The following is a 19,760-nucleotide window of genomic DNA, read 5'->3' as shown; positions in this document are numbered from 1 at the left end:
GATAGGACATCCTTGTCCTATCGAAAAACGGCGCACGTCCTGTGCGCCGCCCTCCGGGTCTCCACTTGACCGGTAAAGCAACAAAGCGGCAAAGCGGCAAAGCAACAAAGCAACAAAGCAGATCAAAATCTCGGCAACGGCAACGGCAACGGCAACGGCAACGGCAACGGCAACGGCAAGGGCAAGGGCAAGGGCAAGGGCAAGGGGCGTCGTGCTCTTGGGTAGGAGCGGCGCAAGCCGCGACCGCGTTGCCGCGGCCTCGCGGCGCCCCGATCACCGAATAGGGTGGGGCCGGCCACCCAGAAGACGGTCGCCAAGGTGCAACTTCGGGTTACCGATTCGGGCGAACGCAACTCAAAATGGACTCTGGTCGCAGCCCCGACGGGGATCAACCGCAAGACCAAGCCGACCATCCCATCCCCAGCCCCGACCCAACCCCGGCCGCCCCGACCACCCCAAACCCACCCAGGACAAGGCCTCCGCCCCCCACCATATGACCGCCCGCTGACACCCACCGTGGAACCCAGCTGGCGGTTTCACGGGCTTTCGAGTAGAGTTCGCCCCGTTCAGCGCACGGCTGCCTCCCCGCAAGGGTACGTTTCCCAGGTTGCCTGTCGCCCCGCACCGAGTTCTCGGATTCGCCGGCGCGACTTTTTATCCCGCACGTCTTTCGTAGCGCAGACACGGCCCGGAGCATCCGGCGCCGTCAAATCAGATACTCGCAGCGCGGTTCAAGGGAACGCTGGGGTCATCACGCGATCGTCTCGATCGTGCGCCCGTTTCGACGGGCGCCGGGCGAGGCCGCATCGCGAACCACTGGAGTTCCAACATGACGTTTGAATCGCTTGGGCTTGCGCCCGCGTTGCTGCGCGCGCTTTCCGAACAGAACTACACCACCCCGACGCCGATCCAGAGCGAAGCGATCCCGCTCGCGCTGGCCGGCCACGACCTGCTCGGCGGCGCTCAAACCGGTACCGGCAAGACGGCGGCCTTCGGCCTGCCGCTGCTGCACCGCCTCGCCACCACCCAGGGCAACACCCAGCGCAAGCCGCGCGTGCTGATCCTCGCGCCGACGCGCGAATTGGCGCTGCAGGTCAGCGACAGCCTGCGCGGTTACGCCAAGTATCTGCGCCTCAACATCCACGCCATCTTCGGCGGCGCCGGCATGGGCCCGCAGCTCGATGCGCTGCGCCGCGGCGTCGACGTGCTCGTCGCCACCCCGGGCCGCCTGATCGACCACCTCGAGCGCGGCAGCGCCAAGCTCGACGGCGTCGAGATGCTGATCATGGACGAAGCCGACCGCATGCTCGACATGGGCTTCCTGCCGGCGATCAAGCGCATCCTCGGCCGCCTGCCGCAGTCGCGCCAGACGCTGTTGTTCTCGGCCACGTTCGAAACCCAGATCAAGCAGCTTGCGCTGGAGTTCATGCGCAATCCGCAGCAGGTGCAGATCGCCGCCAACAGCCTGGTCGCCGAAGCCATCACCCATCGCGTGCATCCGGTCGACGGCGGCCGCAAGCGCGATCTGCTGATCGACATCCTGGCCAAGCGTCCGAACGATCAGGTGATCGTGTTCGGCCGCACCAAGCACGGTTGCAACCGCCTGGCCGAGCAGTTGGAAGAAGCCGGCCTCAAGTCGGTCGCGATCCACGGCAACAAGAGCCAGGCCCAGCGCCAGAAAGCCCTGCGCGACTTCAAGGCGAACAAGGCCCGCGTGCTGGTCGCCACCGACGTCGCCGCGCGCGGTCTCGACATCCCGAGCCTGCCGCTGGTGATCAACTTCGATCTGCCGATGGTCGCCGAAGACTACGTGCACCGCATCGGCCGCACCGGCCGCAACGGCGCCACGGGCGAAGCGCTGTCGTTGGTTTCGCCGGACGAAGGCGGCCTGCTGCGCCAGATCCAGCGCATCCTCAAGGACGACATCGAGATGGTGACGGTGCCCGGCTACGAGCCGTCGCGTCCGATCCGCATGGGTTCGGATGCACCGGGCGCGCGCAGCCCGGGCGGCAACAACCGCGGCAACAACGGACCGCGCAAGCCGGCGCATCGTCCGCACGGCAAGCCGGCCCCGCGTCACGCGCATGCCGGTCCGAAGCAGCATCGCGGCGGCGCAGGCGCGCAGCCGGGCCAGCGTCGCGACCGCAACGCCGGTTGATCGATCCGCTTAGCGGGTTCGTCATCGATGAATCGAAAGGGCCGGCATTGCCGGCCCTTTTCGTTATGGGCGATGGCGAAGCCTCGCCGCAGTGCGTCGGCACCGATACGCACGCCGTCGATCCGCGACGCGCATCACGTTGTCGGACTGATTTGCGCGTGCATACGCGCGATGAGTTTCGTCGTTCAGCCTCGCCGCGACGAAGCGTGTGCGCAGTCGCGGTTTGAGCGGTATGCGCGTTAGCGAGCGTAGTAGCAGCCCGCCGGTGGTTCGCGTTCGATGCGAGCGAAGCGGGCGTGCGATCGCGGTGGTCCGCCGGCCGTCTGGTTCGCCCGGGTCCAAGCAGCGGACACTTCGCCGGACATCGCGTCGAACATTCCGCACGGCAACGGCCGCCTGAGTGCGCCGCGATTGCATACGCGAACGCTTCGACGCCATCGCACTCGAAGATCGGCTCGGGATTCGTCGATGCGATTCGACATCGCTTGAAAATCGCGGCGCTCTCGCCGCCTTATGACAGGAGGCAACATGGAACGTGCAGGAGCAGTTCTCGTTCTTCTCGGCTTGTTCGCGGTCAGCGGCAGCGTGTCGGCGAAGAAACCGCAGAAGGAAGCAGCCGACGCGGCGGCAGCGGTGCGTTGCGGCAACCCGGTGGGGTCGTGGCGCAACCAGATGGGTTCGGAGATGAGGATCACCTCGTTCAACCCGAGCACCGGCGCGATCCAGGGCCAGTACCGCACCAACGGCGGCGCGCCCGGTTTCTATCCGCTGGTCGGTTGGGTCAATTCGGCGCCGCCGGCGCCGGGCGCGAACAATGCGGTCACCATCGCCTTCAGCGTGCGCTGGGGCCAGATCGGCAGCATCACCGCGTGGACCGGCACGTGCACCGATTCGGCCGCGGGTGCCGGCTTGCGCACGCTGTGGCATCTGTCGCGGCCGAACTCGCAGTTCGACTGGGACCATATCCTCGCGGGCGCCGACACCTTTACTTCGATGTAGTGGCGGCTCGCCGAAGTCGGTGGGTGTGGAAGGCAGGAGCAAATTCCCCAGCCCCCTTCCAAAGAGGGGGCGTGAGGGTTGTCGTGTGTGTTGTCATTGCGATGACGGCAGGTGTCGTCGGCTCGGATCCGGCGTCGCTCAGACTTCGCCGAACCGGGTCGCTTCGCGGCGGTCGCGGCCGTTTTCCTTGGCGCGGTACAACGCCGAATCGGCGCCGTCGAACAAGGTGCGCACGTGGGTGTGGACGCCCGGCACGCAGGTGTACAGGCCGATGCTGAGGCTGACGCGCTGGTCGGCATGGCCTTCGCCGTAACGCGCGTCGAGCTTGCGCATGTCTTCCAGGATGCCATCGGCGACGCGGGCGGCGCCTTCGACGTGGGTGTCGGGCAGGATCACCGCGAACTCGTCGCCGCCGAAACGCGCGGCCAGGTCGCGCGGGCGGCGCGCGTGCGAAGCGATCAGCTCGGCGATCTGGCGCAGCAGTTTGTCGCCGGCGCGGTGGCCTTCGGAGTCGTTGTAAGCCTTGAAGAAGTCGACGTCGATCAGCGCCAGCGATAGCGGCGCGCGGGTGCGCCGGGCGCTGGCCAGTTCGCTTAGCAGCACATGATCGAAGCGGCGGCGGTTGCCGAGACGGGTCAGGGTGTCGAGATTGGCCTCGCGGCGCCAGTGGCGCAGGTGGGCGATCATCCACAGCAGATAGGCCAGCGCGATCATCGCGATGGTGGTCGCCGGCGCGAACCAGACATTGCCCAGGCGCAGCAGGGCGACGCTGCCGAACGCGGTCAGCAAGGCGGCCGCGCCGGTCACCAGCAGCGGGCGCTGGAAGCGCGGGTGCAGCATCAACAGCACCACCGCGAACAGCATGACCGCGGCGAGCAACGCTTGCCAGAGCGGCCGCATCGGCACGATGGTGCGATCGTGCAGCAGCATCTCGATGACGTTGGCCTGGTACTCGGCGCCGTCCATGCGCACCACGTCGGACATCGGCGTGAGATAGCTCGGGGCGAGGCCGCTGGCGGTTACGCCGACCACGACCCAGCGGCCGCGCAACAGCTCGGCCGGCACTTCGCCGTCGAGCACGTCCGAGTACGAGACCTGGCCGAAGGTGCCCGGCGGCCCGGCGAAGCGGATGCGCACGCGGTGATCGCGGGTCTGCTGATACGGCGAGCCCTGCTCGGACGCGGGACGGCGCAGCCCGGGCAGGGGATGCGGCACGACGTTCGGTTCCAACCCGATCAGGGCCAGGCCGAGCGCCGACCAGCGCGATTCGCCCAGGCCGGCCTGCAGATACATCTCGCGCGTGGTGCCTTCGGAATCGAGCTCGATGTCGGTGTGGCCGAGCGTGGTCGCCGCGGTCGCGATCAACGGGGTCGGCAGCACTTCCACCAGCGGCCCGTTCTGGCGCAGCGACGCGGTGGTCACCGGCAGGGCAACGCGGCCGACGCGGCGCATCGAGGCGGCCAGCGCGGCATCGTGGCCGTCGCCGGTGCGGTCGGGTTCGGCCAGCACCAGGTCGAGGGCGACGCCGCGCACGCCGGCGTAGCCGAGGCGGTCGAGCATCTGCGCGTGGATGTCGCGCGGCCACGGCCACTGCCCGAGTTCGTTGAGGCTGCGATCGTCGATGGCGACGATGACGACGTCGTCGTCGGGCGCATAGCCCCAGTTCGACAGGTGCAGGTCGTAGAACACGTCGTCCAGGCGCGAGGCCGCGCCGGTGACGGTCAACAGCGCGGCCAGGCCGGCGGCGAGCAGGGCCGCGCCGCCTCGTAACAACCTGGACCGGGCCGTTGGGGTCATAACGTCAGCAACAGCAACAAGGCGCCGGCGGCGCCCGCGCCATAGCAGATGCGGCAGGGCAGGCGGATTTGCTGCGGCGGGCCGTACGGCGCGGCGTAGCCGTCGTCCTCGATGGTCTGCACGCGGACGTGCCAGGTGCCGCCGCCGGGACGCTTGAGTTCGATCTGCGGCACGTCCACCACCTCGTCGAGCAGCAGCTTGGAGAAGTCCCGTTCGCGCGCGATCTGCACACGATAGCGCTGGCCCGGTTCGCCCTTCTGCCAGCGCAGGGTCAGCATACCCTTTGCCGCCTGCGGCGCTTCCAGGCCGGGATCGACCGGCGCATCGCTGATTTCAAACGGCAAGACGTTGCCGTAGCGGCCGGCATGACCCTTGCCGTCGCGCGAAGCCACGCGCCAGTAGTACTTGCCGGGCGCGAGCGACTCGGACGGGCGGAAACGCTGGCCGGCGACTTCGGTGTCGATCAGCGGCTGGCCGAACTGCTCGTCGGCGGCGACCTGCAGACGGGTGCGCTCGGCGCCTTCGGCGCGGGTCCACTCGAAGCGCGGACGCGGCAGGTTGAGGCGCTGCCCGTCGAGCGGGCTGATCGTCAGCGGCGGCGCCGGCTGATCGTTGACGGTGAAGACCTGGCTGCTGTCGCGGCCGCCGAGGCCGTTGGCGGCGACGGCGCGCACCTGCACGCGGTGGCGGCCTGCCGGCAGATCGTCGATGCGCTGGCGGGTCTCGCTGGTGCGGGCCTCGAACAGCAGCACTTCGGGGGCGTCGTCGCGCACCACTTCGACGCGATACGCGACCGCGCCTTCGACCGGCGACCAGGCGATGGTCGCGGGCAGTTGTTCGGGCGGCGCGGCGCTCAAAGCCGGCGCCGGCAGCAACTGTATCGGCGCCGACGGCGCGGCGCCGGCGGCGGCGACGGTGCCGAAGCCCGGGCGCACCATCACTTCGGTGCGCTGGCTGCCGACCGCGACCTTGCCTTCCAGCACTTCGGTCGCGTCGGGCGCGCCCTCGTCGCCGGCGCTGACCCGGAAGTGGGTGCCGCGCACGCTGGAGGTCGCCGAGGGCGTGTCGATGATGTAGCGCGAGGCCGGGCCCTTGGCCGGGATCACCCGGTTCGAGGTGCGGCCGCGCTGCAGGCGCATGCGCGTATCGACCATGCCGGTGCTGCCGTAGCTGCTGAGCTCGTCGAAGGAGATGCGGCTGTTGTCCTGGATCATCAGGCGCGAGCCGTCGGCGAATTCGAGCGTAGCGCTGGCGCCGGGGCCGGTCTCGACGCGGCTGCCGATGCCTATGCGCATGCCTTCGACGACCAGTGCGGCGGCGGCCTTCTCGGAAGTCAGCAGATTGACCGCGCCGCGCACGGCGATGACGCGCGCCTTGGCCGGTTCGATGCGCAGCCAGCCGACCGGGAACAACATGCGCGTGCCCGGCGGCAGGTGATAGGGGTCGGCGATGCGGTTGTGTTCCTGCAGGCGGCGCCAGTTGATGCCGTTCTTGAGGTGTTTGGCGCCGAGGTCCCAGAGGGTGTCGCCGGGACGCACGCGATAGCTCCAGTCCTGCGCCTGGGCCAGGCCGGTGCTGGCGAACAGCAGCACGAGCGACAACGCGGCGAAACGAAGGCGGATGAAAGCCAAGGCGGCAAGGCTGCGCGACGCGGCACGCGCGGCGGCGAAGGATTGGGGCGCTGGAATGTGGGACATCCGTATTCCGAGGCTGGGTGGGACAGCGGGCACCGTGGACGGCGAGGCACAACAACCGCTAATTATGCGGTGTCAGTCACACTTTTTCTGCTGTCGACCGGTTCGAACGCCGCTTCCGGTCCGACCGGAGGGTCGGCCCGGGCCGCCCTGCTTCGGTGCCTCCGTCCGGCCGCTCGGGGCCTGGACGAAGCCTGCAGGACATGCGGGCGAAGCCCGCAGGGGCTCGGCTCATGAGGGCGGGACAGGGGTTCGGCAGGCAGTGCGATCCAGGTGGGCCGGTCCTCATCCTGCCCGAAAGGCGGCCCACGGGGGAAGCCGGCAATGGCCCGCGCAGATGAACAGAAACCCAGTGAGTCAGAAAGCACATTAGTGCGAGGCGGCGTCGTTGCCCGCGTGACTCAGGTGGCCGGCGATGCCGGCCTCCCGTCGTGGCGGGAGGCCGGGCCGCGGGTCCGGCAGCTCCGGACCCGCTTCGTTCGCCCTGGCTTGTTCAACCTTGTTTCGATTGGATCCAGCGGTCGATCTTGCGGTCGAGCACGTCCAGCGGCACCGAGCCGTCCTTCAGCACTTCGGCGTGGAACTCGCGGATATCGAAGCGCGTGCCGAGCCGGCTTTGCGCGCGCTTGCGCAGCTCCATGATCTTGAGCTCGCCGATCTTGTAGGCCAGGGCCTGGCCCGGAATGGCCATGTAGCGTTCGGCTTCGGCGGTGGACTGGGTTTCGCTCTCGGCCGAGTTGTCGAGCATGTAGGCGATCACCTGCTCGCGGGTCCAGCCCTTGCTGTGCAGGCCGGTGTCGACGACCAGGCGGATCGCGCGCCACAACTCGTTTTGCAGATAGCCGAAGTAGTCGTAAGGCGTGGCGTACACGCCGAGTTCCTTGCCGAGCGATTCGGCGTACAGGCCCCAGCCTTCGCTGAAGGCGGTTTCGCCGCCGAAGCGGCGGAACTTCGGCAGGCCGGTCAGTTCCTGCTGCAAGGCGAGCTGGAAGTGATGGCCGGGGATGGCTTCGTGCAGGTACAGGTCTTCGGCGTCCCAGGTCTTGCGGGTCGGCAGGTCGTAGGTGTTGACGTAGAAGATGCCCGGACGCGTGCCGTCCTCGCTCGGACGCATATAGGAACCGCCGGCGGCGGACTGGGCGCGGAAGGCCTCGACCGGACGGATTTCGAACGGCGCCTTCGGCGTCAGCGAGAACAACTGCGGAATCTTCTTGTCGATGCGCGCTTCCAGGCCGCGGTAGTGGGCGAGCAGGGCAGGCTCGTCCTTGAAGGTGAAACGCGGGTCGGTCTGCATGAACTTGAAGAAGTCTTGCAGCGAACCCTGGAACTTCACCTCGCCGCGGATCTTGCCGATCTCGCCGTGGATGCGCGCGACTTCGTCCAGGCCGATCTGATGGATTTCGGCGGGGGTCATCGTGGTGGTGGTGGAACGGCGCGCATTGAACGCGTACCAGGCCTCGCCGCCGGGCAGGGCGCCGAGCCCGGCGCTGTCGCGCGCATGCGGCAGGTAATCGTTGGCGATGTACTCGCGCAGGCGCCGGTAGGCCGGCATCAGCTCGGTCTGGATCATCTGCCGGTAATCCGCGCTCAGGCGCGTCTTGTCGGCCTCGGAAATGCCGGCCGGCCAGTCCGTCACCGGCTTCCAGAACAAGGTCGCGGTGGGGTCGTCCTTGATCAGCGCATCCAACTGCGGCAGCACCTTCGTCATCAGTGCCTTCGGCTGGACCACGCCGCGCTTGACGCCTTCGCGGCTGTTGGCGATGAGCTGGTCGAACACCGCCGGCACCTTCGCCGCGCGCTTGCGCCAGTTGTCGTAGTCGGCGGCGGTCTTGAACGGTTGCGAGCCGGTGCCGGAACCGAGCTGGGCGATGCTGGCGGCGAAGTTGTAGAACTGGTTGACCGGCTGCAGCCAGGATGGATGCCGGTCCGATTCCAGGTTGATCTTCATTTCGCGCACGAAGATCTCGTAGCTCAGCAAGTCCTGGTCGGACAGCCCCTGCGAGCCGACCGATTCGATGGTCTTGAGCCAGCGTTCGGAGAATTCGTGCGACTGCTTGCGGAACTCGGCGCTGAGGAAGTTCGGCAGTTGGTCGTTGTAGCGCGGGTCGCCCTGGGCGGTGGCGCGCAGGGGGTTGAGCTTGAGATTCTCTTCCCAGTACTGCTCGTACAGGCGGTTGAGTTTCTCGCCTTTGGTCTGCACGGTGACCTTGCGCGGCGTGGATGCGGCGAGGTCGGTGGCTGCGGCTGCTGCGGCCACCGGCAGGGCGAGGCACAGCGCCGCGGCGAGCGCGACGGACAAAGCGAGGCGGACCGGGCGCGGGCCCGGACGGCGGAACGGAAGCGGGGTCATGTCTTGGCCGATGCGGACGGACGGACCCGCAGGCTCTCGCGCATGCCCGGCGGGGGCATGAGCCGAAGGTCATGCGCGAGCGCGATGGCGCTCGCACAGCCTGGCTTGCGCCCCGCCGGTTGCCGCCGCGCTTTCAATCCTCCAGATCGGGCAATTGCAGGCGGGTGTAATAGAAATCGCTGGGGCGGCCGATGTCGCGCGCATAGAACAGCAGGCCGCGGTCCCACAGCACGGTCGGATGGAATTCGTCCCAGACCGTGTTGACGCAGGGGCCGAGGTTCTTGGCGGTGCCGAAGCGGCCGTCCTTGAGACGGGCCGCGTGCAGGTCGCCGTAGCCATAACCCAGGTCGGGCAGCGGGTCGTTGGGGAAATCCAGGCGGGTGAACAACAGGATGCGGCCGTCGGGAGAGATCTCCGGATTGAACTCCCAGCGCTCGGCGGTGTTGACGCCGCCTTCGACCTTGCGCGCCGGCGCGTAGTCGCCGTTGCGCAGGCGTTCGCTGCGGTAGATGTCGAACTCGCCGTCGCGATCGCTGGCGAAGTACACGTGGCCGTGCCGGTCGGTGCTCGGGTACAGCTCGTCGCCGGCGCTGTTGACCGCAGCGCCGAGATGGCGCGGTTCGCCCCAGCCGCGCAGGCCGCGCTTGGCGATCCACAGGTCCATCTTCGCCGCCACGCCGTCGGGCCGCGGCCGTTCCGAAGAGAACACCAGATAGCGCCCGTCCGGCGACAGCGCCGGGTCCATGTCGCTGTGCACGCCGGAGAATGGCGCGGCCTGCGGTGCGCTCCAGCCCGAGGGCCGCCATTGCGAAGTCATGATGGTCGCGCGCTCGCGCGTGCCCGGCCACCAGCCCTTGCTGGTCGACCAATAGGCGCGCTGGCGGCTCGGGCTAAAGCTCAGGCGCCATTCCCACTGTGGCGTCGAGATGACGCCGTCGGCGAATTTGCGTACCGGCGGGCAGGCGTCGGCGGCCGCGGCCGGCAGGGCGACGGCGGCGAGAGCGGCGAGGGCGATCGAAAGACGCGAAAGACGGCGCATGGCGGCGATTCACGAAAGGAAGGTGGCTGCAGCCTGCGCGGGCGCGACGGCGCTCGGAGTCGGGCCGGGACGAATCGGCCGGATCGCGGGACGAACCGGGCGCCGGCGATTGCAAGCGCCGCGGCGCGGGTCCAGCATCGTCTTCCATGCGCAATCGACTGCCGCTGCTGGTGTTGCTGGTGCTGGGCTGGTGGACCCTCAACGGCTTCGTCTGGGTCGGTCAGGTCGTGACCATGCACCAAGCCGCCGGGCAACCGGCCGATTGGCCGAACACCCTGCGCCAGCACCTCGCCAGCGCCTGGCTGTGGGTGCCGATCACCCTGGGGCTGTTCGCCTGGGTCGGGCGTCATCCGATCGAACGCGGCCGGGCGATGTCGGCGCTGGCGATGCAAGGCCTCGCGGTCGTCGTGGTGATCCTGCTGCGCGCCGCGGCGGTGGCCGCGCTCAACGGCTGGATCGGCTGGTACGAACGCCTGCCGTCGGTGGGCGAGTTGCTCGCCGCGAGCGTGCTCAACAACCTGCTGACGAGTTGGCTGATCGTCGGCGTGGCGCATGCCCTGGTCTATGCCGAACGCGCGCGCCGCCGCGAACGCCAGGCGATGGAGCTCGAAGCGCGGCTGGCGCGGGCGCGGCTCGATGCACTGTCGGCGCAGCTCAATCCGCATTTCCTGTTCAATGCGCTCAATTCGATCGCCGAGATGGTGCATCGCGATCCCGACGGCGCCGACCGCATGCTGGTCGACCTCGGCGCGCTGCTGCGCCACAGCCTCGACCGCTCGCATCGCCAGGAGATCGCCTTGCGCGACGAACTGGTCGCGCTGGATCACTACATCGGCATCGAGAAGATCCGCCTCGGCGAACGCCTGCGCGTGCATTGGGCGATCGACTCGGCCCTGCTCGACGCGCAGGTGCCGCAGTTGCTGTTGCAGCCCTTGGTCGAAAACGCGATCCACCATGCGGTGGCGATGCGGACCACGCCCGGCGAAGTGTCGGTGCACGCCGAGCGCCGCGAGGATCGCCTGATCCTCGAAGTCAGCGACGACGGCGGCGCCGGCGAGGCGGTGCACGGTGCCGGCATCGGCCTGCGCAACACCCGCGCGCGCCTGCAAGGCTTGTACGGCGACGATCACCGCTTCGACATCGGCGCGCGCGCCGACGGCGGCACCTGCGTGCGCCTGCAATTGCCGTATCGGCGCTGGCAGCCGCTGGAGGGCGCGGCATGAGCCTGCTCGCGACGGCACCGCTGCGCGCGGTGGTGGTCGACGACGAGGCGATGTCGCGCGCGCGCCTGTGCCGCTTGCTGGGCCTGGAGGCGGATGTGGAAGTGATCGCCGAATGCGCCGACGGCGACAGCGCGGTCGCGGCCTTGCGTCGCTTGCCGGCGGACGTGGTGTTTCTCGACATCCGCCTGCCCGATCTCAACGGCTTCGGCGTGCTGCAGGCCTTGCCGGCGGCGCGACGGCCGCAGGTGGTGTTCGTGACCGCGCATGCCGAGCACGCCCTGCGCGCCTTCGATGCCGACGCTGTCGACTACCTGCTCAAGCCCTATTCCGCCGAGCGCCTCGGCGCGGCGCTGGCGCGGGTGCGGCGCGCACGCGCGGCGCAGGCGGAGCGTCCGTTGCGCGCGGCGGCGAGCGGCGAGGGCGCGCGCGAAGGCTATCCGCAGCGCCTGGCGGTGCCGGTGGGCGCGCGTCTGCGCCTGCTGCCGGTCGAAGAGGTCGAATGCGTGATCGCCCAGAGCAACTACGTCGAGCTGCACGCCGGCGGCCAGGCCTATCTGCTGCGCGAGACCTTGAACGGCATCGAGGCGCGGCTGGACCCGCGCCGCTTCGTGCGCATCCATCGTTCGCGCATCGTCCATCTGCAGGCGGTGCGCGACATCGAACAGCTCGATGGCGGCCGTTATCTGCTGCGCTTGGTCAACGGCCAGCGCCTGGGCAGCGGCGCCAGCTATCGCGAGCGGATACGCGAGGCCATGGGGCTGGGCTAAGCCATGCGTACCCGTGCCGCGGCGATCAGTCCGCCGCCGCCTCGTCGCGCAATTGGCGGGCGCGGGCCTCGCCGAGATAGCGGTGAATCCACATGCGCAGCAGATAGATCAGCGGGATCATCGCGAACGCGGCCAGCATCTTGTAGACGTAGTTGACCGAACCGATGGCGAGGAACTGCGGGATCGGCCAATGCTGCGGGCCGAGCACGAAGGCGATATACAGCACGACGAAGCTGTCGACCAACTGCGAGACCGCGGTCGAGCCGGTCGCGCGCAGCCAGATATGTTTCTCGCCGGTGACGCTGCGGATGCGGTGGAACACACCCACGTCGATCAACTGGCCGACCATGAAGGCGATCAGCGAGCCGCCGATGCTCCACAGGCCCTGGCCGAAGATCGCCGCGAACGCGGCCTGGTAGTCCGGCACGCCCTGGGCCTGCGCCGCCTGCACCCACCACGCCGCCGGCGCCAGCGCGATCGCGGCGAAGGCGAACACGAAGCCGTAGGCGATCAACAGGGCCGCGAGCCAGGAGATCAGGCGCACGCCGCGGCGGCCGAAGAATTCGTTGATGACGTCGGTCATCAGGAACACCACCGGCCACAGCAGGGTGCCGGCGGTGAAGTTCAGCGAGCCGGTCTGGCCGAACAGATTCCATTGCAGCGGGGCGATGCCGAGGGTGTCCTCGAGGGCGAAGATCTTGACCCCGATGAACTCGGCCAACGCCGCGTTGACGCAGAAAAACGCCGACAGGACGATGAACAGACGCAGCGCGCGGTCCTGCAGGGTGCGGGTGCCTTCGCCGCCGGCGCTCGCGATCGCGGCGGCGGTCTCTATCCCGGATGCGCTCATCGCTTGGGCCTCACGTAATAGATCACGCCGCTCTTGTCGTCGCTGAAGAAGAAACTGTCGCGGCCCGTGCGCAGCACGTCGCAGGGGCGGCCGTGCACCTTGCCCTTGGCGAGGAAACCGTTGACCAACTCGCCGCCGCTGCGGCCGTCGGCGCCGACCCGGACGATGCGGTAGCCGTGATCGAGGCTGAGCTTGCTGCCGCCGTGCAGGGCGACCAGGTATTCGTTCTGCAGCATGGCGCCGTCGGCGGACGGGAACCAGGTCAGGCCCAGCGCCGAGGCGTGCGAAGGGAAGGACGCGAACGGCTTGGGCACCTGCATGCAGCCGGGTTTGCGCGGAAACTTCGGATCGCTCAGGGCGCGGCCCTTGCTGTGATAGCAGAACGGCCAGCCGTAATCGGCGCCGTCGCGCACCGCGAACAGGGTTTCGTCGGGCTTCTGGTCGCCGAGATGATCGGCGCCCTGGTTGGTCGCGTACAACTGGCCGTCGCGGAACAACAGGCCGACCGCATTGCGCAGGCCGTGCGCATAGATGCGGCGGCCGCTGCCGTCGGGGTTCATCTGCAATATCGCCGCACGCACGTCTTCTTTCTCGATGCAGGCATTGCAACTGCTGCCGACCGAGACGTAGAGCTTGCCGTCGCCGAAGGCGAGGGTGCGGGTCAGGTGCCAACCGCCGTACTTGTAGCTCAGGCCGTAGTCGGGGAAGGTCGCCAGGGTTTCGGGTTCGGAGGAAGGCTTGAGGTCGCCGTTGCGGTAGCGGTAGCGCAGCAACTTGTCGGTGTTGGCGAGGTACAGCCAGGACTGGCCCTGGGCATCGGTGTGGAAGGCGACGCTGTTGGGATTGCGTTGCTTGTCGAGATACACCGAGACCTTGCCGAACCGCGCGCGCTGCTCGTCCCAATCGTCGAGGGCGTAGACGCGCCCGCGGCGGTTGTCGCTGAGGTCGTGCATATCGGTGACGAACAAGCGTCCGTCCGGGCTGCGGGCGAAGAAGCGCACGCGCTTGAGGCCTTGCACCGCCGGGACGATCTCGAGCTCGGCCGGCAGGTTGAGAGTGAAACTGCGGCCGTCGTCGAGCGCGACGCGATGCGGCGTCAACGCCGCTGGTGCGGCGACGGCGGCGCTGGCGAGGCCGGTGCAGGCGAGCAGGGCCGCGGCCAGGCGCAGCAAGTAATGTGGCTTCATGCCTGCGGCTCCTGCGCGGCCGGCGCGGCCGGCGACGGGACCGAGAACGGAATCGATTCGGGCGAGACTGCGCCGCCGGAGATGATGAAGCTCATCGCCTGGTCGACGGTCCAGTCGGTCGGGGTGATCTTTTCCACCGGCACGATCTCCAGATAACCCGAGGTCGGGTTCGGCGTGGTCGGCACGTACACCGCGGCCAGTTCGCGGCCGGTGCCTTGCTCGCGCATGACCCGGGTGACGAAGCCGATCGACTTCATCTCGTTGTGCGGGAAGTCGATCAGCACCACGCGCTGGGTGCCGTCGGGCTTGGTCTGCAGGATGTCGAGCAACTGCCGCGCGCTGCCGTAGATGGTGCTGGCCAACGGAATGCGCTTGATCAGCGACTCGAACCAGCGCAGCACGGTCTGGCCGATCACGCGTCGGGTCATTACCCCCGACAGCAGGATCACCCCGAGCGTGGCGATCAGGCCGATCGCGGTCTGTACCCACGGGTCGTTCAACCAGCCCAGCGTGTGCGGGTAGCCGAGGGCGAGGTTGTTGAGCAGCGGACCGATCAAGGGACGGCTGGTGTCCGACAACAGTACGAACACGAACTTGACCACGACCCAGGTCAGCCAGATCGGCAGCAGGGTCAACAGGCCGGTGAGAAACAGGCGTTGCAGGTTGGACATGCGCATGGCGCGGATTGTAGGCGACGGCGGCGGCGAACACGCGGCATGCGCCGACGCTGGCTGCGCGGGTCGTCATTGCCAGCGCTGGTTCAAAAGCAAATCCCCCCTAGCCCCCCTTTTGCAAAGGGGGGACGGTATGCCTCCGGTGATTCGTCCGTCCGAAAAGTCGCCCGTTCGAAAATTAACCCCTCGAAAGTTCGCCCCCTTTGCAAAGGGGGCGGCGCCCGATGTCGTTCGAGGTCGGGTGAGGCTGGCTGGCGCTGGGGATTTCGCTTCAGGTCGCGACGATCGCTGCGCGTCAGCCCCCAGCGCCTCAGCGTTCGCGCACCAGGCGGAAGCCGACGTCGTCGTAGCCGCGGGTGGCGTTGAGCGGACGCAGGGCCGAGCCGCTGCGCCAGGAACTGCCGCCGACCTGGCGTTGCTGGCAGGTGCGGCCGCAATCGCCGGACCAGATCGACAGCGCGCGACCGCCGCCGCCGGACATGCGCTGGGCTTCGTCGGCGGTCGGCAGGCGATAGTGGCGGCCGGTCTGCTGGCTGTACCAACGCGCATAAGCTTCGGCATCGGAGGTCGACACGCAGACCACCGGTTCGGTCTCGTTCTGGTCGAAGCCTGGCGCCTTCCAGTCCTTCGGCGCGATTACCCGCAGCAGCGACGCGCGTTCGCGGCACAACGCCGGCGCACGCTGGTTGGCGCTGACGAAGCGCGCGTACTCGCCGCGGCTGACCGGACGCGGGTTGAAACTCACCGCGACGCTGCTGGCCGGCGCGGCCGCGCCGATCGTGGCCACGCCGCGCGCGACCGTGCCGTCGCCGGCGACGCCGCGTGCCTGCGCGATCAACCGGGTGGACACGGTGCGCGGCAGGCCGAACTCCTCGGCTAGCGCGATCACGCGCCCGGCGTCGGCGCCATCGCCGCGGCGCGCGGCCTGTTCCAGGCGGGTTTCCAGGGCTTGCGCGGCTTTTTCGCGCAGGCTGCGTTGCGCGGCCGAGTCGGCGGTGCCGGTTTGCTGGCCGAGCGCGGTGGCGTTGACCAGATGCTCGCGCGCACGCTGGTCGCGGCCTTCGCGCAAGTCGCGCGCCATCTCGTCGGAGAAGGCCTGGGTGAGTTCGCCGACCACCACGCCGACTTCCGGGCTGGTGCTGTCCAGATGCCAGGCGGTGAGCAGGCTGTTGTAAGCGTTGGCGTCGGCCGGCGAGGCCAGGCGGCCCTGGGCGATGTAGGTGCGTGCGTTCTGCAGCGATTCCTGCAGCGGCGCTTGCGGCAGCGGCGCCATCATCGCCTGGGTCGGGTCGTTGTCGATCCGGGTCGCACCGCTCTTGTTCGCGGCAGGCAATTCGGCGCGGAAGAAACCGTCCTTCTCGACCCGGTTGAGGGCGAAGGCGATGCTGACCACGGCGACCGCGACCACCGCCAGGCCGGCCCAGGCCGGGGTCACCCAGCGCTTGAGCGGACGTAGTTGCGCGGCCACCCGGCCGAAACGCGAGAGTTCGCCGCGGTGCTTGATCTCGCTGACCGCCTCGGCCATTTCGGCAGCGTCGCTGAAACGCTGGTCGGGTTGCTTGGCCAGGGCGCGGTTCATGAAACGCTGCCAGTGCTTGAGCGGCGGCGGCAGTTTCGGAATCGGGTTCTGCGCGTGCATGACCGCCATCGACAACGCGTCCTGCGCCTCGAACGGCAGCCGGCCGGTCAGCATTTCCCAGCACAACACGCCAAGGCTGTAGAGATCGGCGCGGCCGTCGACTTCTTCGCCGCGCGCCTGCTCCGGCGCCATGTAGGCGGTGCTGCCCACGGCCAGGCCGGTCGCGGTCATGCGCGCGCCGAAACCGCGGCGCAGGGCGATGCCGAAATCGGCCAGCAGCGGCCGTTCGGTGATGTCGAACAGGACGTTCTCGGCCTTGACGTCGCGATGCACGACGCCGCGCGAATGGGCGTACTCGAGCGCCGACAGCAGCGGCTCGACGATGGAAATGACCTCGGCTTCGCCGCGCGCGAAACCCTGCTCGATGCGCTTGCCCAGGTGGCCGCGCGGCAGGAACGGCATGGCGTAGTAGGGCAGGCCCTCGCGGGTGCGGCCGACTTCGTGGATACCGACGACGTGGGGATGTTCCAGGCGCGCGATCGTGCGGACTTCGTTCTCGAAGCGACGGCGGCTGACTTCGTCGGCCAGCGCGTGCGGCAGCATGATCTTGATGGCGACTTCGCGGCCAAGCGCGACTTGCTCGCCCAGGTAGACCGTGGACAAGCCGCCGTGGTTGATGATCTGGCGCAGTCGATAGCCGGGAATCTCCGGCATCGGTGCGCTGGGTTCATCGGATTGCGTTGTGATGATCGACATTCGCGGCCCCGTGTCGCGACTGCACAGCATACGCTGTCGCAGTGCCCGCGTAAGCGGCTAGTGTGCTTCTTGCCGGCCCGCCATGACAAGTAGAGCGGACGCTGGACCTTGGTCCACTGGCGCCGCGTTCGATCCGCTTGGATATGAGCAACCGGTCAACAATCGCGGTGTCGCGATCGCACCATACCTCCGCGCAGCAGGCGGAATGGTGCGGCGATCAGCGGTGGCTTGCCTTTCCAGCGCTTAGGGCGCTGTCCAAATTGGGCTTGTCGCGCTGGTCGCGCTTGCGCCGCACGTACAGCTGTTTGCGGATCTTGGCGACTACTTCGCCGCTGGCGTCGACTACGTCGGTGTCGAACCAGTGCAGGTATTTGTCGCCGTGGGCGGTGGCCTTGCGCAGTTCGTCGAGCACCTCGTCGTCGAGACGGAATTCGGCGCGCACGGTGCCGCGCCCGGGTTTGACGAACTCGATCGAACCGGCGCGATCCCAGACGATGTACTCGCGGCCGAGGGCGTTCATCGCCAGCAGCATCCAGAACGGGTCGGTCATCGAGAACAGGCTGCCGCCGAAATGGGTGCCGACGTAGTTGCGGTTCCAGGGGCGCATGCGCAGTTCGACCGTGGCCTGGCGGTAGTCCGGGGCGATCGCGGCGACGTGGATGCCGGAAAACAGGAACGGCGGCCACAGATTGAGGCCGTGGCGCAGGGTGCTGGCTTTCATGGGGGCAAGGGTGGCGAAGGCCGGCCTAGCCTGCCATACGGATGCGTATAGTCAAGCCTTCGCTGGGTCGGGACCGTCGAGGCCGGCGGCGGATCGGCCGCGCACCGGCGCCAGGGCGGCCCGTTCAGAACAGCAGCGAGGCCATCTTGCGGCGGTACTGGCCGACCAGGTCCTGGTCTTCGACCACCTTGAAGGCATCGATCAGGGCCTTGCGCGGCAGGCCGTCCTGGAAGCTACGGTCGCGGCGCAGCAGTTCGATGAAGTGCTCAAGCGCGGCCTGGTCGTGGCCGGCGGCGAGCAGGCGCGCGCCGAGCAGGTAGCGGGCCTGCAGGTCTTCGGGCTGGGCGGCGATGGCGGCCTCCAGCGTCTGCACCGGCGGCGCGTCCTTGCTCACGGCCAGGAAGCCGAGGCGGGCGCGGGCGCGCAGGCTGCGGTCGTCGGTGGCGAGGTTGGCCGGCAGGGCGTCGAGCAACTGCTCCGACTCCTGCGCCGCACCGGTCGCCAGCAGGGCCAGGGCCAGGTCGAGCTTGAGTTCGGCCTTGTCGGGCTGTTCGGCGACTTCGTGGCGCAGGCGCACGACTTCGCCGTGCGGGTCGACCGCGGCGGGTTCGGCGACGGCCTCTTCGACCGGCGCGGCCTCGGCCGGCTCGATGCCGTGGTGCTTGAGGAATTCGCGCACCGCGCTTTCCGGCAGGGCTTCGGCGAAGCCGTCGACCAACTGGCCGCCCTTGACCAGGAACACGGTCGGGATCGAGCGGATCTGGAACGCGGCGCCGAGCTGCTGTTCGGCCTCGACGTCGACCTTGGCCAGTTCGAAGGCGCCGTTGTAGTCGGCCGCCAGTTTTTCCAGGATCGGGCCCAAGGTCTTGCACGGCTGGCACCATTCGGCCCAGAAATCGATCAGGACCGGCACCTGCAGGGATTTCTGCAGCACCTCTTCCTGGAAGCGATCGGCGGTGGCGTCGAAGACGTGGGGCTTGGCGGTTGCGGTCATCGTCTGGCTCGTCTGCGTGGTGCGCGGGTTGGAACCCGAAGTGGGGGCGATCGGGCGCAAGGCAAGCGCGCGCCGCGGGTGCGCACGCTAGCATGACGCGATGAAGCGCTCATCGAAATCGAGGAACGGGAACCCGAACACAGGCCCGGCGACCGCGGCCGATATCGGCGCAGCCAACACCGGTGCAGGCGCAAGCGCAGGCAGGGGCCGCGGCCGCATGCAGGCGCTCGCGTTGGCGGCGGCGCTGTGCTGCCTCGGCGCCTTGCTCGGTTTCGGCGCGGCGCTCGAAGGCTATTCGCATCGCCTGCATCCGCCAGGCCTGCTCGGCGCCGACGGCATCGCCCATGCGGCCGCCTTCAATCTGCTCGGCTTCGTGGTGCCGGGGCTGCTGTTGGCGGCAGTGGCCTGGCGGCTGCGCGAACGCCTGCGCAGCGGCGGCGCGATGGCGCGCATCGGCGCCTGGCTGTGGTGCCTGTCGGCCCTGGCCTGGGCGGCGCAGGGCGGGGTGTCGCTCGATCCGACCGACCTGGATGCGCAAGCCAGCCGTCTGCATGCGGCCGCCTGGATGCTGTGGTGGCTGGCCTTCGTGGCCGGCGCGGCCTTGCTCGCGATCGGTGCGCGCGGCCTGCCGGCGTGGCGCGGCCTGATCTCGGTCGAAGTGTTGTCCGGCGCGCTGGTGCTGGTCGCGGTGTTCGGCGCCGACATCGGCGTGTTGCCGGCGCCGGTCGCCCAGCGGCTCGCCTTGTTGGTCTGGTTGATCGCTTATGTGGCCACGGCGCGCGGCGAACGCCCCGGAAACTGATGCGCAGCGGCGCAACGTCGATGCGGCGCGGACGACAGCGAATGCGCGTCGCGCATTCGCTTCGATGACAGGTGCCGACGCCGCAGCAAGGTCGATCGTATTCGGCGCCTGCCGCGGACGCGACGTCCGCGGCCGACCTTGCTGCGGCGACGGCGGTCCTGGAGCGCGCG

At 68.7% G+C, this 19,760-nt stretch carries 15 protein-coding genes; 5 read left to right on the top strand and 10 right to left on the bottom strand.

Translation table 11 applies throughout. The features are described from left to right. The first annotated feature begins 829 nt into the window (after window positions 1-829). The gene (locus ACTJJK_RS03015) at window positions 830-2,158 is read left to right on the top strand and encodes a DEAD/DEAH box helicase (RefSeq protein ID WP_031372480.1); all 1,329 of its coding nucleotides are present in this window, start codon (window positions 830-832) and stop codon (window positions 2,156-2,158) included. A 528-nt stretch (window positions 2,159-2,686) separates the two neighbouring features. Then, a complete protein-coding gene (locus tag ACTJJK_RS03010) occupies window positions 2,687-3,157 on the top strand; it encodes an avidin/streptavidin family protein (protein WP_161786125.1) in 471 nt (156 codons plus the stop codon). Between the two features lie 138 nt (window positions 3,158-3,295). Here the strand turns inward: ACTJJK_RS03010 and ACTJJK_RS03005 are convergent, their stop codons facing one another. From ACTJJK_RS03005 to ACTJJK_RS02990, 4 genes are all read right to left on the bottom strand, one after another. Then, on the bottom strand, window positions 3,296-4,930 hold the full coding sequence (locus ACTJJK_RS03005) for a CHASE2 domain-containing protein (protein ID WP_031372482.1): 1,635 nt from the start codon (window positions 4,928-4,930) through the stop codon (window positions 3,296-3,298). Window positions 4,931-4,950: 20 nt separating this feature from the next. Continuing rightward, window positions 4,951-6,651 (bottom strand): FecR domain-containing protein, encoded by a 1,701-nt coding sequence (locus ACTJJK_RS03000; protein ID WP_440729415.1) that lies wholly within the window; start codon window positions 6,649-6,651, stop codon window positions 4,951-4,953. A gap of 490 nt (window positions 6,652-7,141) precedes the next feature. Further along, window positions 7,142-8,998, bottom strand: coding sequence for a DUF885 domain-containing protein (locus tag ACTJJK_RS02995; protein WP_440729414.1), 1,857 nt, complete (start codon window positions 8,996-8,998; stop codon window positions 7,142-7,144). A gap of 133 nt (window positions 8,999-9,131) precedes the next feature. Beyond that, window positions 9,132-10,037, bottom strand: coding sequence for a TolB family protein (locus ACTJJK_RS02990; RefSeq protein WP_440729413.1), 906 nt, complete (start codon window positions 10,035-10,037; stop codon window positions 9,132-9,134). A gap of 146 nt (window positions 10,038-10,183) precedes the next feature. On the opposite strand from ACTJJK_RS02990, the gene ACTJJK_RS02985 reads away from it, so the two are divergent. Both ACTJJK_RS02985 and ACTJJK_RS02980 read left to right on the top strand, forming a co-directional pair. After that, window positions 10,184-11,260 carry a sensor histidine kinase gene (locus ACTJJK_RS02985; RefSeq protein ID WP_440729412.1) on the top strand — a complete coding sequence of 359 codons (1,077 nt, stop codon included), beginning with the start codon at window positions 10,184-10,186 and terminating at the stop codon, window positions 11,258-11,260. Continuing rightward, window positions 11,257-12,027: a LytR/AlgR family response regulator transcription factor gene (locus ACTJJK_RS02980; RefSeq protein WP_031372487.1), complete on the top strand. Its 771-nt coding sequence runs from the start codon at window positions 11,257-11,259 to the stop codon at window positions 12,025-12,027. Before ACTJJK_RS02985 ends, ACTJJK_RS02980 begins: the two co-directional genes overlap by 4 nt. 25 nt (window positions 12,028-12,052) lie before the next feature. On the opposite strand, the gene ACTJJK_RS02975 is transcribed toward ACTJJK_RS02980, so the two are convergent. From ACTJJK_RS02975 to ACTJJK_RS02950, 6 genes are all read right to left on the bottom strand, one after another. Further along, the gene (locus ACTJJK_RS02975; RefSeq protein WP_440729411.1) at window positions 12,053-12,877 is read right to left on the bottom strand and encodes a queuosine precursor transporter; all 825 of its coding nucleotides are present in this window, start codon (window positions 12,875-12,877) and stop codon (window positions 12,053-12,055) included. Next, a complete protein-coding gene (locus tag ACTJJK_RS02970; protein WP_440729410.1) occupies window positions 12,874-14,064 on the bottom strand; it encodes a PQQ-dependent sugar dehydrogenase in 1,191 nt (396 codons plus the stop codon). Before ACTJJK_RS02970 ends, ACTJJK_RS02975 begins: the two co-directional genes overlap by 4 nt. Further along, window positions 14,061-14,741, bottom strand: coding sequence for a DUF502 domain-containing protein (locus tag ACTJJK_RS02965; RefSeq protein WP_440729409.1), 681 nt, complete (start codon window positions 14,739-14,741; stop codon window positions 14,061-14,063). Before ACTJJK_RS02965 ends, ACTJJK_RS02970 begins: the two co-directional genes overlap by 4 nt. Window positions 14,742-15,048: 307 nt before the next feature. After that, window positions 15,049-17,073, bottom strand: coding sequence for a bifunctional serine/threonine-protein kinase/formylglycine-generating enzyme family protein (locus ACTJJK_RS02960; protein ID WP_440729408.1), 2,025 nt, complete (start codon window positions 17,071-17,073; stop codon window positions 15,049-15,051). A gap of 217 nt (window positions 17,074-17,290) precedes the next feature. After that, window positions 17,291-17,794: a DUF4442 domain-containing protein gene (locus tag ACTJJK_RS02955; RefSeq protein ID WP_440729407.1), complete on the bottom strand. Its 504-nt coding sequence runs from the start codon at window positions 17,792-17,794 to the stop codon at window positions 17,291-17,293. 124 nt (window positions 17,795-17,918) lie between these two features. After that, window positions 17,919-18,788, bottom strand: coding sequence for a tetratricopeptide repeat protein (locus ACTJJK_RS02950; protein WP_031372493.1), 870 nt, complete (start codon window positions 18,786-18,788; stop codon window positions 17,919-17,921). Window positions 18,789-19,005: 217 nt separating this feature from the next. On the opposite strand from ACTJJK_RS02950, the gene ACTJJK_RS02945 reads away from it, so the two are divergent. After that, window positions 19,006-19,590, top strand: a complete 585-nt coding sequence (locus ACTJJK_RS02945; protein WP_440729406.1) for a DUF998 domain-containing protein — start codon at window positions 19,006-19,008, stop codon at window positions 19,588-19,590. Window positions 19,591-19,760: the final 170 nt, after the last annotated feature.

This window comes from Lysobacter sp. 22409 (assembly GCF_052045105.1).
Lineage (GTDB): Bacteria > Pseudomonadota > Gammaproteobacteria > Xanthomonadales > Xanthomonadaceae > Lysobacter > Lysobacter antibioticus_B.
The sequence above is the reverse complement of the archived record's forward strand: the minus strand, read 5'-3'. Positions and strand labels throughout refer to the sequence as shown.

Excerpts from the sequence above, each read along its gene's own strand:
- ACTJJK_RS02995 (WP_440729414.1), bottom strand. The coding sequence starts at position 8,998 with ATGACCCCGCTTCCGTTCCGCCGTCCGGGCCCGCGCCCGGTCCGCCTC.
- ACTJJK_RS02955 (WP_440729407.1), bottom strand. The coding sequence starts at position 17,794 with ATGAAAGCCAGCACCCTGCGCCACGGCCTCAATCTGTGGCCGCCGTTC.
- ACTJJK_RS03010 (WP_161786125.1), top strand. The coding sequence starts at position 2,687 with ATGGAACGTGCAGGAGCAGTTCTCGTTCTTCTCGGCTTGTTCGCGGTC.
- ACTJJK_RS02945 (WP_440729406.1), top strand. The coding sequence starts at position 19,006 with ATGCAGGCGCTCGCGTTGGCGGCGGCGCTGTGCTGCCTCGGCGCCTTG.
- ACTJJK_RS02975 (WP_440729411.1), bottom strand. The coding sequence starts at position 12,877 with ATGAGCGCATCCGGGATAGAGACCGCCGCCGCGATCGCGAGCGCCGGC.
- ACTJJK_RS02985 (WP_440729412.1), top strand. The coding sequence starts at position 10,184 with ATGCGCAATCGACTGCCGCTGCTGGTGTTGCTGGTGCTGGGCTGGTGG.
- ACTJJK_RS03015 (WP_031372480.1), top strand. The coding sequence starts at position 830 with ATGACGTTTGAATCGCTTGGGCTTGCGCCCGCGTTGCTGCGCGCGCTT.
- ACTJJK_RS02980 (WP_031372487.1), top strand. The coding sequence starts at position 11,257 with ATGAGCCTGCTCGCGACGGCACCGCTGCGCGCGGTGGTGGTCGACGAC.
- ACTJJK_RS02965 (WP_440729409.1), bottom strand. The coding sequence starts at position 14,741 with ATGCGCATGTCCAACCTGCAACGCCTGTTTCTCACCGGCCTGTTGACC.
- ACTJJK_RS02990 (WP_440729413.1), bottom strand. The coding sequence starts at position 10,037 with ATGCGCCGTCTTTCGCGTCTTTCGATCGCCCTCGCCGCTCTCGCCGCC.
- ACTJJK_RS02970 (WP_440729410.1), bottom strand. The coding sequence starts at position 14,064 with ATGAAGCCACATTACTTGCTGCGCCTGGCCGCGGCCCTGCTCGCCTGC.
- ACTJJK_RS03000 (WP_440729415.1), bottom strand. The coding sequence starts at position 6,651 with ATGTCCCACATTCCAGCGCCCCAATCCTTCGCCGCCGCGCGTGCCGCG.
- ACTJJK_RS02960 (WP_440729408.1), bottom strand. The coding sequence starts at position 17,073 with ATGTCGATCATCACAACGCAATCCGATGAACCCAGCGCACCGATGCCG.
- ACTJJK_RS02950 (WP_031372493.1), bottom strand. The coding sequence starts at position 18,788 with ATGACCGCAACCGCCAAGCCCCACGTCTTCGACGCCACCGCCGATCGC.